Genomic DNA, 13,903 nt, shown 5'->3' with positions numbered 1-13,903 from the left:
GCTGCGGTGGGCAGGACACAATCACCGTCCATGCAGGGGGCATTGACAGCCGAGCGGTGGATACGGAGGACGGTATGGGGCAGCCGATTCTGGTGCGGGCAGGTGGCACCGAGTTCTACGCGGAGGTGTCAGACGGCGGCGGTCCACAGCCGGTCGGGTTGGGGGACGCGCTGTCCTTCGACGGCGTACGCGACATGATCGAGGCCGTGGGTGGGCATCTGTCCGCCGCATGGGAGAGCGCCAAGCCCGCCGAGGCCACCGTGAGCTTCGGCGTCAACCTGTCGACCAAGACCGGGAAGCTCTCCGGGCTCTTGGTCGAAGGCGGCGGCTCGGCGTCCTTGGAGATCACCCTAACCTGGAAGTACGACACCGACGGCGCCGCAGCGTCGTGACCATGGGCGGGTCCGCGCACACCGACGGGGATCGCGAACTGCGGCGCCACGTCGTGAAAGTGGTCGGAGAGGCCGGGAGGACCCTCGGCACCGGCTTCTTCGCCGCGCCCGGCCTGGTGCTCACCGCAGCCCATGTCGTGGGGGACGAGCAGGTCGTGGAGTTGGTCGCGGCAGCCGCCGCGTACGAGACGACGCACGAGGGGAGGTCCGACAAGGAGCACGAGCTGAAGCTGAGTGCGCGCGTCGTTGCCCGGTCCCGACCCCGCACCGAGGGCGCGCTGTGGCCCTTCCCCGATCTGGCGGTGCTGCGCATCACTACGGTCCCGCTGCCCGAGCACCCGTGTGTCCGCCTCACCCCGACCGACCCGGACCCCGAGCAGGACTGCCGGACCTGGGGGTTCGCACGTCGCGAGTACGGGATCGAGCCCCACGGCTCACCCGCGACCTTCCGCTGCGAAGGCGTCGAGGGGGATGGCAGCCTCCGGTTGAAGGGCGGGCAGGCGAGCCCGGGCTTGTCCGGAGCGCCGCTGGTGTGCCCGCGCAGCCGCGCCGTGGTCGCCGTGATCACCGCATCGCGTGACATCGACGGCGATCTCGGCGGTTGGGCGACCCCGATCTCCGCCCTCCTGCCCGGCAAGCACCCCGAGAACGAACTGGCGGCCTGGGGCGGAGAGTTACTCACCCGCAACGAAGAGACGTTCCTCGCCGACCGCGCCTCCTGGAACCGCGTCCTGCCCATGCGCGATCACCCCGGGCACGCCGCCCTGAGTCGCCCCTGGGGCACCTTCAATCGCGGCCCCAGGACCAGCCCCGCCGATCTCCTGCGTGCCGACTACGGCATCGTGCCGTACGCCTTCCGCGACGACGCACTCGCCGAATTCGAGCGCTGGTGCGAACAACCGAAGGCCATCGCTCTGGCCCAGGTGGCGGCGCCTGGCGGGGCCGGAAAGACCCGCTTCGCCCTGGAGCTGGCACGGCGCACCCTCGCACGCGGCTGGGCCAGCGGACTGTGGACCCGCGAACGGGACACCGGCGCCCTCGCGGCCCTCGCCCTGCCCCGACTTGCGATCGTCGACTACGCGGAGGCCGTCGACACGGCGTCCCTGTGCGGCCTGTTGGAGATCCTGAGCGCCCACGCGTCACCCGCGGCCCCGGTACGTGTCCTGCTGCTCACCCGAGGGCAGGGCGCATCGGCGCGGGCACCCCTGACCCGCCTCGACGAGGACGCCCCGGCCGCGCTGCGCGCCGTCGTCGACCACGCCGAGGACATCACCGCCGCTGTGCGCCCACTCGACCCCGAGGAACGCGCGACACTCCACGACCGCGCCGTCCACGCCTTCGCCGAAGCCTGGGGCGTCACTCTGCCAACACTCGACACCGCCCGCCCCGACCTGACGGGCGATGCGTACGGGCGCCCCTTGGATGTGCTCTTCGAAGCGTACGACACCGTCCTCGGGGGTGGATCGGGTGGCGACCGAGTACCCGGCGTGGAGCGGGTGTTGAGCCACGAGCGCCGCTACTGGGACACCACCGCGCCGACCGTCCCCGGACTCGGAGACGCGGCACGGCGCCGGGCCGTCGCGGCCGCCACGCTCGCCGCGGCGGCCGACGGAACACAGGCCCACGCCCTGCTCGCCGCCGCCCTCCCGGACCTCGGGATCGACGACCGGCAGACGGTCGTGGACTGGCTCGCCGACGCCTACACCGGCGACGCCCTGCTCAACCCACTGCGCCCCGACCGACTCGGCGAGGCATTCCTGGCGCGCGAGCTGGCGCAGGAGCAGCGTGCCGGGGCCGTGTCAGGGGCGCGTACGCCGCTGCTCGAAGCGGTGCTCGGACTCCCGCACGACACTCAAGTTGCCCACATCCTGGACGTGTTGGCACGACTCGCCGCATCAACGCCCACGGCCATCCCGGCCATCGCGCGCGCCCTGACCGCACGACTGCCCGACCTGGTCGAGCGGGCCACGACCGCCGCGAAGGGCACCGCCCGGCACCCCGCGCGCCCCGAACTCGCCGGGAGTCTGCTGCGCTGCCTGGACGGACCGGTGCTCGCCGAGACGGCCGCCGGTGTCGAGGGCGGCGACCTCGCGCACGCCTGCCTCCGCCTCGGCGACCTGGCACGGTCAACCGGCGGCGGGCGCGTGGGCGAGGCGCTGTACGAGCGCGCCCGTGACCTGTACGAGGAATGCGCCGATACGTACCCGACGCGCCGGCCGCGCCCCGAACTGGTCGCCCTGTACGGCAGGTTGGGGGACGCGGCACGCGCCCGAGGCGATTTCCGGCAGGCCGCCGAACGGCACCGGCAGGCCCTGCGGCACATCGAGGAACTCCTCGCCGCCGACCCGACCGACCTGACCCTCCTGCGCGCGGCGGCCGTCTCGCACGACCGACTCGGCGAACTCGCCCGCCTGGCCCGGGACTGGGACGAAAGCGAGCGCCGCTACCGTCGTTCCCTCGGCATTCTGCGGACCATGGCGGAGCCCGGAGCGCAGCCCGAGGAGGAAGCCCGGCAACTCCAACGCGACACCGGCGTGGCGTACAACCGCCTGGGCGATCTCCTGCGCGGCCGGGGCCGTATCGCCGAGGCGCTGGCCCACCACGGCCACGCCCTGTCCATCACCGAGACCCTGCTCGCCAGCTCCCCCGACGACGCCGTACTCCGGCGCGATCTCGCCGTCGGTCACGGCAGACTCGGTGAACTCCACCGCGAACAGGGCGATCTCGACCGTGCGGAGCGGCACTTCGGTCAATCCCTGCGGATTCGCGAGGAGCTGGCGCGCCACGAGCCGGCCAACGCCACGTACCGGCGCGATCTCGCCCTCGGGTACGCACGACTCGCCGAATTGGCGGCCGACCGCGCCAACGCACAGCGCGCCCGCGAGCTGTACCGCCGAAGTCTCACACTCTCCGAGGAACTGGCCGACGGCGAGCCCGACAACGTGGTCTATCGGCGGGACGTGGAGGTGGTGCGCCGGCACCTCACCACCCTGGCGGCGAAGGCCGATCGGCAGGATCGACAACCCCTCGCGATCGGTCGGTTGATGTCCACCTTCGTGGAATGCGCAGGCGAGCCCGACGGCGTCGACCTGGACGACGCCGACATCGCCGACGTGCCTTTCCCCGAAATCGGCTACGACTCCCTGGCACTGCTCCAGGTCACCGGCAGGCTGGAGAGTGAGTACGGCGTGACCTTCGACGAGGAGGAACTCGACGACGCCGAAACCCCCGGTCAACTCCTGAGCCTGGTGAACAGGACGATCGGCTCGGAGCACGACACGGAGATATCCGACCACGCGGCGACTCAACGCCCGCCCACGGAGCACCAGATCCAGTCCTGGCTCGCCGCCCGCATCGCCCACCACACCGGCATCGGGGCAGTGGCCATCCTGCCCGAGGTGCTCGTCAACGAGATCGACGGCTTCGACTCGGTGGTGTTCACCCAGCTGGTGGACGACATCGAGAAGACCTACGGCGTCTATCTGCCCTTCAGCATGAGTTGGGTGACCACCACCACACTGCAGCGCCTCGCCCAACGCCTCACCGCCGCCGTCACCGACGCTCACCCGGCGACCACTGCCTAGGTAGGGCGTGTCTGACGGTCCTGCCGCGTTGTCGTCGGTTGCCGACGCTCCGCGTCGAGGCCCTCCTCCGCCTTGCAGCTGCAGGCACCAGGGCCCGCTCGACCACACCGAGACAGCGCTCCGTGCGCAGCCGGCCTGACCCATCAGACACGCCCTAGCCGCTTTCGCTGTCTTCCCAGTGCATAAGCACGCGGGTGGTGCGGGTCGCGCCGAAGGAACCCCTTCTTCTCCAGGGCCAGGAGCTGGTGGGCGACCGTCGAGGTGCTCGAGAGGTTCACCGCCTGCCCGATCTCGCGCATCGACGGCGGATACCCGCGTTGCTCGACCGGGTCGGTGATGCAGGCCAGAACCCTCCGCTGCCCGTCGGTGAGGCTGTCAGCGCCAGGTCGGATGCCGAGCGGTCGGCCGATGTGGCGGCGAATGCTGGTGATGGCCTCCCTACGGCTTCCCTTGCTGATGATCCATCTGGAAACGGTATCCCGCGCCGCAGGCAATGCGCACTGGCATTCGATCTGAGGTGCGGACCTCTACGAGACGGTGCGTCCCATACCTGATCGGGTGATAGCGCCACACCTGTTGCGCGCGGTAGCGTCCTCCGCACTGCTGCTGAGCTGCACCGATCCTCATCGGATCACGCTGCACAACGGTTGACCCCGCTAGAAACGGTGTCCCACCGGTCCTCGGCGTGGGCATGGATGACGAGTCGGCCGTCGTGGATGGCATCGTGGATCTTCTGGGTTTGGTCGGAACATTCGCGGATCTCGTCACGGCTGAGGCGAGACGCGGGGTAGTTGACCCCTATCCATTCCTGGTCGATGGCTTGCCGCAGGTCGGGGGTGATCTCGGTGGTGATGCCTTCGGCGTGCAGGGCGTGGGTGGCCTTCTCGGCCCAGCACGGCTCCTCGCGGTTGATCCGGGCGAGGACCATGGTGCGTTCGTCGAGGGAGTCGAATCCGTGGGCGGCCAGGAGGGCCCGGGCGGTGCGGTAGTGGCTGCCAGTCAGGCGTGCGACGACTGCGGTGGGGTGGGCGGGATGGACGTCGAGGAAGACCTGGGCGTCGAGGCGGACGGAGGCGTCGGGAGGAATGCCGGGCATGGCAGGCGGGCTCGTTTCGGTCCGGGCCTGGCCGGCAGATGGCCAGGCCCGATAGTGGGGTCATCGGTGGGCGCGCGGGCTGAGTAGTGCGGACTGGGGCGGAGGGCGGGTCGCGCGGGGCGGTTGCCCGCGGCGTGCCGGCTGGCTTTCGGCGGGAGCGGGCGCGGGTGCCGTGGCGCGCATCCAGCGGGTACGCAGGGAGTTGAGGTCGGCCAGGGCGCGGCGGCTGCCGGTGACGAGCTGGTGGGGGGTGTTGGCCAGGTCGTCGGTGTAGGCGGTGAACCGGGCGGCGACCGTCTGGGCGTGGGCGAGGAGGGCGCGCCCAAGGATCTTCTCGCCCCAGTACTCGGGGGAGCCGGCGGGCGTGGAGACCAGGTCCATCAGGTCCTTGGGGGTGAGGGTGCCGGTGAGTAGGCCGCGGTGCTGGGCCTCGCCGAGGACGGTGATTGGGTCGACCATGTCGCCGCGGTGGACCAGCGTGGTGATGGACTGCCAGAGCGCGGCGTGCAGCGGCAGCAGGAAGTCCGCCTCGGTCAGCCACCGCATCTGGCGGACCTCCGCCGGGTAGGCGGTGGCGGTCGCGAGGAGGAGGCGCTCTTCGGCGAGGTCTTCCTCCTTGCTGGCCGGCCGTGGGACATCCGGGGGGAGTGGGGTGCGGGGGAAGGAGCCGGGGTGTGGGGCGAACTGTGCGGCGAGGGCGTCCAGTACGCGGCTGATGTCGTCGGCCATGCCGAGCACCGATGCGACCGGGTTGGGCAGGCCCGGATCGCTCGCGGTGGAAGCGAGGCGCTCGGCGTGGGCGCGCAGGACCCGGCGGGCGTTGTCGGCGCGGATCATCCGGGCGTACGCCGCCGTGTGCTTCGGCAGCGGGCAGAACTGGATGAGGGCGTGAAGGTAGGAGGCGTTCAGGCCGGGAGCGTGCGGACGTGCGTGCTCCAGCACCGAGTTGAGCCAGGCGGTGTCCTTGGCGTGGTCGGCGGGGTCGGGCGGCGGGAGTGTGCGGATCGCGGTGAACAGCGCGGCATGGGTGTGGCTGTCGAAGTGCTGGGCGATCAGGGGCTCGGTGTCGGCCAGACGCGCCGGTTCCAGGAGGAGGGCGCCGAGCAGGGCCTGCTCGGCGTAGTGGACCGGCTTCGGCGCCGGCACGCGGTCGAGGTCGTCGTCCTCGTCGGGTTCGGGGGTGTGGGGCATCAGGCGGCGAGGGTGAAGTCGTCGGGGTTGAAGGGCTTGCCCAGGTGCGGGGCGAGCAGGTGGGCTGCCAGGCGCGGGGGGACGGCGTTGCCGATCTGCGAGAAGGTCTGGCCTTTGTTGCCCTGCCAGGGGTAGTCGGCGGGGAAGCTCTGCAGCACGCCCGCTTCCCGGGCGGTGATCCTGATCGGGGCCGGTGCCGCTCGCTGCCCGCCGTCCGGAAGGCCGGAGGCGGTGTCGGCGACCCAGGTGCACTCGTGGGCCCGGTGGCCGAAGAACAGGGTTCCGGCGGGCTCGTCGGCCCGGCGCACGGTGGCGTTGGTCTGGTTGTTGCTGCGCAGCGACCACGACCAGCAGTGCGCCTCGGCGGTGAACGTGGGGGCCGGAGCGTCTGGTGGGTGGTTCTCGCCGGGCCGGGAGGCCCAGCCGGAGCCTTCCCCGCGGGAGGCCAGGACGGGTTCCGCGTCGGGGTGTGGTGTCCAGGTGCCGCGCTCGCGGGCGTCGGTCAGGGTCTTGCGTGAGCCGGAGGGGAAGGGCTCGGGGCCGCCTCCCGGCCCGCCGCCCGCACACACGGTGGGCACGGGACGGTCGGTTGCGCCCCAGCCCAGGGCTTCGGCCATGGACACCCACCGTTCGCGGCCCGGCCCGAACAGCGATTCCGGTTCGGCGGACTGCGCGTGGGTGGGCGGCGGGGGTTCGGCGGTGCGGGTACGGGAGGCGACGGTGTTATCTGGACGGTTCCCTCTTCTCGGTGACTGTGCGTGTGGGTAGTTGGGCATATGGTTCCGGCCGTGCGTGTCGTGAAGGTGGTGGATTCGGGACCTGGCAAGCCGCAGGTACGTCTGGTCGACGCGTCCGGCGAGCCGGTGCGCGAGGTGGATGAGTTCCTGCGGCTGCTGGCTGTTCGTGCGTACTCGCCGCACACGGTGCGGGCCTACGCCTATGACCTGCAGAAGCTGTTCCTGTTCTTGACCGAAGCGGGGCTGAGTGCGCAGGAGTTCACGCCGTCTCGGGCGATGGACTTCCTGCAGTGGCTGCGGCTGGTCTCCTCCGCGCGGCGGGCTCAGCGCCTGGAGCTGGGCGTCGCCAATGCCGAGGGCCGGGTGCTGTCGGCGAAGACGTGCAACCGGGTCATGGCGGCGGTGTCCTCGTTCTACGAGTTCCTGATCGCCAGCGAGTGCTACTCCGGGCGGGACAACCCGATCGTGAAGGTCGTCGATCAGGCGGCTGCCCGGGTGCCGGGACGGCATCGGCCTGCGCTGGACAATGCCGCTCGGCAGCAGCCGGTCCGCCGGGTGCTGCGGGTCAAGACCGTCGAGGCGATGCCGCGGCCGATGTCTGCCGAGGTCTATGCCGTGCTGCTGGGTGAGCTGCGTACCCGCCGTGACCGGGCCTTGCTGGAGGTGATGTGGGAAGGAGGTCTTCGCCCCGGTGAGGTGCTGGGGCTGCAGTTGGAGGACATCTCCTACGGCCGGCGCCGAGTCACGGTGCGCAAGCGTCCCGATCACCCGCGGGGAGTGCAGCAGAAGTCCCGGCGGGACCGGGTCGTGGACCTGCTTGAAGGGCGTGCTCTGCCGGCGTTGAACGCGTACGTGATGCACGAGCGTCCTGCCGATGTCGACTGCCCGTGGGTCTTTCTGGTGGGCGGGCGGGGCAAGCGCCGGGGCGAACCGCTCAGCTATGACGGGCTGGTGCGGATGTTCGCCCGGGCGGCGACGCGGGCCGATGTCCGTGACGCCTGGCTGACTCCGCACAGCCGCCTGCGCCACACCCATGCCACCCGGATGTTCGAGGGCGGGATGCGCGAGTTGACGCTGATGACACGGCTGGGCCATGCGACGCCGGACTCCATGAAGATCTACACCCGGGTCAGCGATCCCGAGGTCATCAAGGACTACCGCCAGGTGATCGGAGAGGTGACGCCGTGAGCGCGATCGTCCCGCTGCGGGCCTCATCGTCGGCCCCCGATCCGCGCGCGCCGCGTCATTACCCGATGCGGGAGACAGGCCCGCCACTACGTGATCTACCTGGGATTGACCGGCCGCCTGCGGCTGGACTGGGGATGGTTGCTGGGCATCGGTGTGCTCAAGCCGTTCCAGGTCGCCGATCAGATGGGACTGCCCTTCCGGGAACACGTCAACGACCTGCAGGAACGGTTGATCGCTCTGGGACACGCCGACTCCCGAGAAGACTGGCGCCTGCCCTGGGCTTTGATCCGGCTGGTCCTGCACCGCGGCGATCCGGACATCTCCGCGATCACCGCCGACGACATCGAGGAGATGCGCCAGGCCGTCCGGCACCTTCAGCGCGTCCCGGGCATGGACCAGGTCATCGCTCCCCAACGGTTGCTCACCGTTCAGGCGGCGTGGGGCACCAACGCCTACCGAGCCGGGCTGGCGCTGTTCCACACGGGCCTCATCGGGCATCCGCCTCCACGGATGCCCGCCGCTCCGCGGCTGCTGTTGAGCTGCAAGCCGCGTATCAACGCGGTGATGGAACGCTTCCTGGCCGAACGAGCCTTGGTGCTGCGGCTGGAGAGTATGAGCAGCGCCCGCGGCGGTCTGCGGCGCTTCGGGCTGTGGCTGGACACCGAGCGACCGCACATCGACCGTCTCGACCAGCTGAACCGGGCCGACGCGGTCGCCTTCATGGAGAAGGTCAACCGGCTGCGGAAGATGAAGCACCCGGACGAGCCGCTGAGCCCGGCCTACCGGGCCGGCATCATCTCCACCCTCGCGGTGTTCTTCCGCCATGCCGCACTTGGCGAATGGGACGACGTCCCGACCCGACCGCTGATCACCGCCGCGGACATGCCCCGCCGCATCGAGAAGGTTCCCCGCTTCATCCCCGAACACCAACTCGAACCGGTCATGGAACGAATCCGAGCCCTGTCCTGCCCGCTGCAGCGATGCGCGCTGCTGGTGGCCCGCTGGAGCGGCGCCCGCCGCACCGAGATCCGCAAGCTCCATCTGGACTGTCTGGATGCCTACCCCGACGGCACCCCCCGGCTGCGGCTTGCAGCCGGCAAGGCCCTCAAGGAACGCACCGTCCCCGTCCACGAGGAGGCGGCAGAAGCCATCCGCGCCCTTGCCCAGCTGCGGCACGACCAGCACGACCGCGGTATCTACGATCCCGACCTCGGACAACCAGTGCGCTACCTGTTCCTGCGCAACGGCTGCCTCGCCCACCCCGACTACCTGTTCGCCGACCCCCTTGGCCAGATCTGCACAGAGCTGGGGATCCTCAACGGCGAAGGCAAACCCGCCATCCACGCGCACCGCTTCCGGCACACCCTGGGCACCCAGCTCGCCGAGAAGGGCGCCCGCATGCAGACCATCATGAAGGTCCTCGGGCACAAAAGCCCTGGCATGTCGATGACCTACACCCACATCTCGGACCCCAGCGTCCTGGCCGACTACCAGTCCGTCCTTCAACCCGGCGCCATCATCGCGGGACCGCTCGCCGAAACCCTGCGCGCCGGCCAGCTCGATCAGGACGCGCTGGACTGGCTGAAGACCAACTTCTACAAGACCGAACTTGAGCTGGGCCATTGCCTGCGCCTGCTGCAGGAAGGCCCCTGCGAATGCGACCTCTACCTGACCTGCGCGAAGTTCGTCACCACCCCGCAATACGCTCCTCGCCTGCGCGAACGCCTGTGCACCGAACGGGACTTGATCGCGGACGCCGAAGCCCGTGGCTGGGCACGCGAGATCGAACGACATCAGCGGATCGCTGACCGCATCTCCAGACTTCTCGACGACCTCGGTGAGCCCTCGGGTGATGCCTACGAGAATCCGTGACCTGGGAACCCACTGGACCGGCCCGTCCGCCGCAGCCAGGATGCGTCCATGCCCTTCCCTGAGCCGATGCCCGACCCGGGAACCGACACCCTCCGCCGCTACGTGATGGCCACTCCGAGCCCCAAGGCCGGCCGCTACCTGGACCTGCTCCACGGCAACTTCGTCAGGCTGCCCGCCGAGGAACGCATACGGTTCCTCCAGACCCTCGGCCTCGACGCGCGGAGCGTCACTGACGCCCAACTCGAATTCATGCTGCAGCCCAACTGGCGATCCCGCATCACCGCGGCATGGATGATCGGGCTGGACCGCCGTGAGCAGTTCCGCGAGCGCATTGGTGACCTCCTGCTCGCCAGCGAACTCACCTACGCAGGCCAGGGCTACTGCATCGCACTCGCCCTGCTCGGCACCACCGAGGACGCGGCCCTGCTTACTACCTACCTGGACCGCTACCTCCGGCGGCCCGAGTGCCGATACGACCAGGAGTGGGCGCTGGGCGCGCTCCTGCACCTCGACGGAACACTCGGCACCAAGCACGCCGCCGGGTTCCTGGAACCGGACGGGCTCTGGAGCCAATGGGCCAACGACCGTAACACGCCCCATGAAAGGTCGAGGCAGTACATCGGGGAAATGTGCGCCCTCGCCGACGAGTATGCGCAGCACGATGCCCCTCCCAGGCACCCCTGACCGAGCACACTCGATCGGGCGAACTTGCCAGTCGTCTGACACGAAACTGTCCAGATAAAGCAGGATCGCCCGCTTCCTCGTCTGGGGGACGCCGTAGTCGGCGGCGTTGAGGATGCCGGTCCATACAGAGAATCCCCAGGCCCGCAGGATCGCCGCGTACTGCCGCCACAGGGGCAGGACATCGGGGACCTCCTCCATGAGCACCCACTCCGGCTCGCCCACCGTATTGAGGGCATGCAGGTAGCGCATGGGCTCGGCGGCGAGTAGGGAGCGTTGGTCCGCGCACGCGCCGAGCAACTGCTCGCGGGTGTCGCGTCCGGCGGCGAGGTCGGCGACGGCCTGGTGGACGAGGGGCTGGTCGACCAGGCCCAGGCGTTTGCCCGCCATGCTCCATGCCTGACAGGGAGGAGAGGCGATCAGCCCGAGGATCCGGCCGGAGAAGATCCACGCCGGATAGACGGCGACATCGGTCCGGATCGTCAACTGACCTGCCCGGGCACGGGTCTTGCAGGCCCACTCGTCCCATTCCAGGCCGACATCCCGCGCGCCGAGGACGGTGAGCGCGTGGCTCCAGCCGCCGGGACCGGCGAACAGGTCGAGGATGATCCGCCTCAAGAAACCAGCCCGAAGTCGTCCTGCACGGGCTCGGATTCCCCCCGGCAGGCCCAGGGAGAACAGCCGTCGGCCACGCTGTTCTCCAGTTCCTCGGCTGCGGCGGCCGGGTCGTCGAGCTCCTGCTGACGCGCTGCCCATTCGGCGGCCGTGACGTGGTCGATGGGTGCCTGGTCGAGCGGGACGCGGGAGCGGTGCAGGGATGCCTGGCTGAGCAGCCGGTTCCCGGATGCGGTGGCGCGGGCGTCGCCCTGGCGGATGGCCGCGTCGTGCAGCGCGTCCGTGCCGGGCGTGTAGGAGATGTCGCGTACGCGCGCCTTGAGGGCTTCGAAGTCGTATGCCAACTGCCGTAGTTGAAGGACGTGTTCGTTCAGGTCGAGTGGAGGCGTGGGGATGGATGGCTCCTGTGCTGGTTCAGCGGCTTCGGGCGGTGGCCTGCGCGGTGGCAGGCAGGGGACGGGGCGGGGTTGCGGGCGCGGTGCCCGGCCCGGCCGGTGGCGAGTCGATGACCGAGGCCAGGGCGGTGATGCTGGCCGGGGTGAGGCGCACGCGGTCCAGGGGCGGGCCGCCGACGTACGCGGCGTGCGCCGAGCCTGCGGTTCTCTCGGCCAGGCCCTTCGTTTCCAGGGCGCGCAGGGTGCTCATCAGAACCTTGGGCTCGCGGGAGCGGGTGAACTCACGGCCCAGAGAGCTGCTGGCCACGACGTGTCCGCAGGCGATCTCGGCCAGGGCCGTGCGATGCACGGCGGTCAGTCGTGAGTCGGGGGCCGGCGCGGTGGCCCAGCGGCGCCGCCGGGTCTCGCCGGCCAGCGTCACGGCGCAGTCGACAGCGGTTTCCGGGGCCAGCGCGGTCAGCTCGCGGGCGACCCCGGCGCTGAGGTCGGCCGAGGCGCTGGTGAGGAAGGTGAGCTGCTTCAGTCGCGTGATCGTCTCGGTCAACTCGACGCTCTCATAGAGCCGTTCGTCCTGGATCGCCTTGATGGCGGCCTGGGTGTCGGTGGCCAGACGCTGCGCGGAGCCTGCGAGGGCATCCGGTGCGGGAGGATTGGTGGCGCCAAGGAGGAGGTCGAGCGCGTCGTTGTGCTGGGTGTACTGGTCGGCCAGGTGGAGCAGCCGTTCGACGGGCGTGGGCGGTGGCGCCACGTCGAAGAGCAGGGATTCGGCAGGCGGTTCGGTCATGAGCGCCGCCGCGCGGTCGGGCAGGGGTGAATGGGACTTGCCTCCCGTCGGGTTGGGCACGGCCGCCGTCCTCGGGGGTGCTTAGGCGGCAGGGCCGAAGTCGCTCTGCTTCGGGGCGGCCTTGGCGATGGCGCGGGCGGTGATGCCCTTGGAGGCGCGGGCGGAGGAGGCGGAGAGTTCGTCCGCGCCAGGCTCGAGATACCAGGGGCGCAGGTCGAGCATGGCCGCGCGCATGCCGGTGGCGAACGCGAGGGCGGTGCCCTTGGGCAGCGCGCGGATGGCGTCGGCAGCCAGGATGCGTTCTTGTCGCATGGACACGGAGGTGGACTTGCCGGACTCCGAGATCGAGGTGGAGGTCGTCTCGACGTCGTGGTCGCCGATCAGCCGGGACAGCTTGTCGGCGAAGTCGGGGTCGTCGATCCCGGACCCGATGACCTTGATGGTGGAGGCGGACCACATGGCGTCCATGCCCGCGTCCCCCCAGACTTTCTGGCCCTGCCGGTAGGACTGCAGGTGACAGATGAGAGGGTCAGGCGGGTGAGTGAGACACCGATGAACACCTTGCAATACCGCTTTGACGGGCCAGAAGACGCCCCGGTCCTGATCCTCGGTCCCTCACTGGGTACCACATGGCACAGGTTGTAGATCGTGTCTGCCGTCGACCACGCCGTTCTCCAGCTCCTCCGCATCGGTTCGGGCGTCCAGTTGCTGCTGGCGGGCGGCCGATTCGGCGGCAGTGACGTGGCCGATCGGGGCCTGGGCGAGCGGTTCCCGGGAGCGGTACTGGAACGCCTGCCCGAGCAGCCGACCCGCCGCAGGAAGGCACTCCCCGGTGCGAAATACTCTCCCGATGAGTTCACGCACTTCTCCGATCAGCCAGCCGATCACGATACGGAGGGCAGTCGCGCGGGATGCCAAACGGCTCACGCGGCTTGTGCGTGGCTCAGGCGCCTACGAGGGTAAGTACGCAGCCGCAGTGGCGGGCTACCGGGTCGGTCCTGATTACATCGAAGCCCACCGCGCCTTCGTAGCCGTCGGCGCCGACGAGCATGGAGGCCGGGTCATAGGGTTCTACTCGCTCGTCCTCGCTCCACCGGAGCTCGACCTGCTGTTCGTCGCCGACGAAGTGCAAGGACGCGGTATTGGACGGCTGCTCGTCGCGCACATGCAGTCCGAGGCTCGTGCCGCCGGGCTCGACTGTGTCAAGGTCGTGTCGCATCGTCCGGCCGAGGACTTCTATCACCGCGTTGGTGCGGTGCGGACCGGGACCGCGCTCGCGAACCCGCCCGCCGTGCCGTGGGACCGTCCCGAATTCGAGTTTCGCATTCCTTCGGAATGACGCGGTGTGCCGGTTCGCAGGGCACCGGC

At 70.1% G+C, this 13,903-nt stretch carries 11 protein-coding genes and 5 pseudogenes; 7 read left to right on the top strand and 9 right to left on the bottom strand.

Features of this window, described 5'->3' with window-relative positions; genetic code table 11:
• The first annotated feature begins 74 nt into the window (after positions 1 to 74).
• Positions 75 to 392, top strand: a complete 318-nt coding sequence (locus ACFY10_RS52405) for a CU044_2847 family protein (protein ID WP_180291909.1) — start codon at positions 75 to 77, stop codon at positions 390 to 392.
• Between the two features lie 2 nt (positions 393 to 394).
• Positions 395 to 3,976, top strand: a complete 3,582-nt coding sequence (locus ACFY10_RS52400) for a phosphopantetheine-binding protein (RefSeq protein WP_390672513.1) — start codon at positions 395 to 397, stop codon at positions 3,974 to 3,976.
• Positions 3,977 to 4,158: 182 nt separating this feature from the next.
• Here the strand turns inward: ACFY10_RS52400 and ACFY10_RS52395 are convergent.
• The 4 genes and pseudogenes from ACFY10_RS52395 to ACFY10_RS52380 form a co-directional block, all read right to left on the bottom strand.
• Positions 4,159 to 4,437 (bottom strand): annotated as a pseudogene (locus ACFY10_RS52395) (repressor LexA); the annotation flags it as partial.
• A gap of 170 nt (positions 4,438 to 4,607) precedes the next feature.
• Complete coding sequence (locus tag ACFY10_RS52390; protein WP_390672512.1) at positions 4,608 to 5,072, bottom strand: hypothetical protein; 465 nt, start codon at positions 5,070 to 5,072, stop codon at positions 4,608 to 4,610.
• Positions 5,073 to 5,132: 60 nt separating this feature from the next.
• Positions 5,133 to 6,263, bottom strand: a complete 1,131-nt coding sequence (locus ACFY10_RS52385) for a DnaB-like helicase N-terminal domain-containing protein (protein ID WP_390672511.1) — start codon at positions 6,261 to 6,263, stop codon at positions 5,133 to 5,135.
• Positions 6,263 to 6,982: pseudogene (locus ACFY10_RS52380) on the bottom strand (DNA cytosine methyltransferase); the annotation flags it as partial. The pseudogene ACFY10_RS52380 and the gene ACFY10_RS52385, both read right to left, overlap by 1 nt.
• Before the next feature lie 69 nt (positions 6,983 to 7,051).
• Between ACFY10_RS52380 and ACFY10_RS52375 the strand changes: the two are divergent.
• The 3 genes from ACFY10_RS52375 to ACFY10_RS52365 all read left to right on the top strand — a co-directional run bounded on the left by ACFY10_RS52375 (position 7,052) and on the right by ACFY10_RS52365 (position 10,744).
• Entirely contained in the window at positions 7,052 to 8,188 is a 1,137-nt protein-coding gene (locus tag ACFY10_RS52375; RefSeq protein ID WP_390672510.1) for a tyrosine-type recombinase/integrase, read from the top strand.
• Between the two features lie 90 nt (positions 8,189 to 8,278).
• On the top strand, positions 8,279 to 10,060 hold the full coding sequence (locus tag ACFY10_RS52370; protein ID WP_390672509.1) for a tyrosine-type recombinase/integrase: 1,782 nt from the start codon (positions 8,279 to 8,281) through the stop codon (positions 10,058 to 10,060).
• A gap of 66 nt (positions 10,061 to 10,126) precedes the next feature.
• Complete coding sequence (locus ACFY10_RS52365; RefSeq protein ID WP_390672508.1) at positions 10,127 to 10,744, top strand: DUF6000 family protein; 618 nt, start codon at positions 10,127 to 10,129, stop codon at positions 10,742 to 10,744.
• Between the two features lie 57 nt (positions 10,745 to 10,801).
• On the opposite strand, the pseudogene ACFY10_RS52360 reads toward ACFY10_RS52365, so the two are convergent.
• The 4 genes and pseudogenes from ACFY10_RS52360 to ACFY10_RS52345 form a co-directional block, all read right to left on the bottom strand.
• Positions 10,802 to 11,350 (bottom strand): annotated as a pseudogene (locus ACFY10_RS52360) (DNA cytosine methyltransferase); the annotation flags it as partial.
• A gap of 5 nt (positions 11,351 to 11,355) precedes the next feature.
• Positions 11,356 to 11,700 (bottom strand): hypothetical protein, encoded by a 345-nt coding sequence (locus ACFY10_RS52355; protein ID WP_390672507.1) that lies wholly within the window; start codon positions 11,698 to 11,700, stop codon positions 11,356 to 11,358.
• 70 nt (positions 11,701 to 11,770) lie between these two features.
• The gene (locus ACFY10_RS52350; RefSeq protein WP_390672506.1) at positions 11,771 to 12,595 is read right to left on the bottom strand and encodes a hypothetical protein; all 825 of its coding nucleotides are present in this window, start codon (positions 12,593 to 12,595) and stop codon (positions 11,771 to 11,773) included.
• A gap of 21 nt (positions 12,596 to 12,616) precedes the next feature.
• A pseudogene (locus ACFY10_RS52345) lies at positions 12,617 to 13,048 on the bottom strand (TraM recognition domain-containing protein); the annotation flags it as partial.
• A 24-nt stretch (positions 13,049 to 13,072) separates the two neighbouring features.
• Between ACFY10_RS52345 and ACFY10_RS52340 the strand changes: the two are divergent.
• Positions 13,073 to 13,171: pseudogene (locus tag ACFY10_RS52340) on the top strand (3-oxoadipate enol-lactone hydrolase); the annotation flags it as partial.
• Here the strand turns inward: ACFY10_RS52340 and ACFY10_RS52335 are convergent.
• Complete coding sequence (locus tag ACFY10_RS52335; RefSeq protein WP_390672530.1) at positions 13,151 to 13,423, bottom strand: hypothetical protein; 273 nt, start codon at positions 13,421 to 13,423, stop codon at positions 13,151 to 13,153. The pseudogene ACFY10_RS52340 and the gene ACFY10_RS52335 overlap by 21 nt on opposite strands.
• Here ACFY10_RS52335 and ACFY10_RS52330 point away from each other — a divergent pair.
• A complete protein-coding gene (locus ACFY10_RS52330; protein ID WP_390672505.1) occupies positions 13,386 to 13,874 on the top strand; it encodes a GNAT family N-acetyltransferase in 489 nt (162 codons plus the stop codon). The genes ACFY10_RS52335 and ACFY10_RS52330 overlap by 38 nt on opposite strands.
• Positions 13,875 to 13,903 lie beyond the last annotated feature (29 nt).

Origin of the sequence: Streptomyces sp. NPDC001401 (genome assembly GCF_042895385.1) — a bacterium.
Taxonomy (GTDB): Bacteria; Actinomycetota; Actinomycetes; order Streptomycetales; family Streptomycetaceae; genus Streptomyces.
Note: the sequence above shows the minus strand (reverse complement) of the source record. Positions and strands in the feature narration are given on the sequence as shown.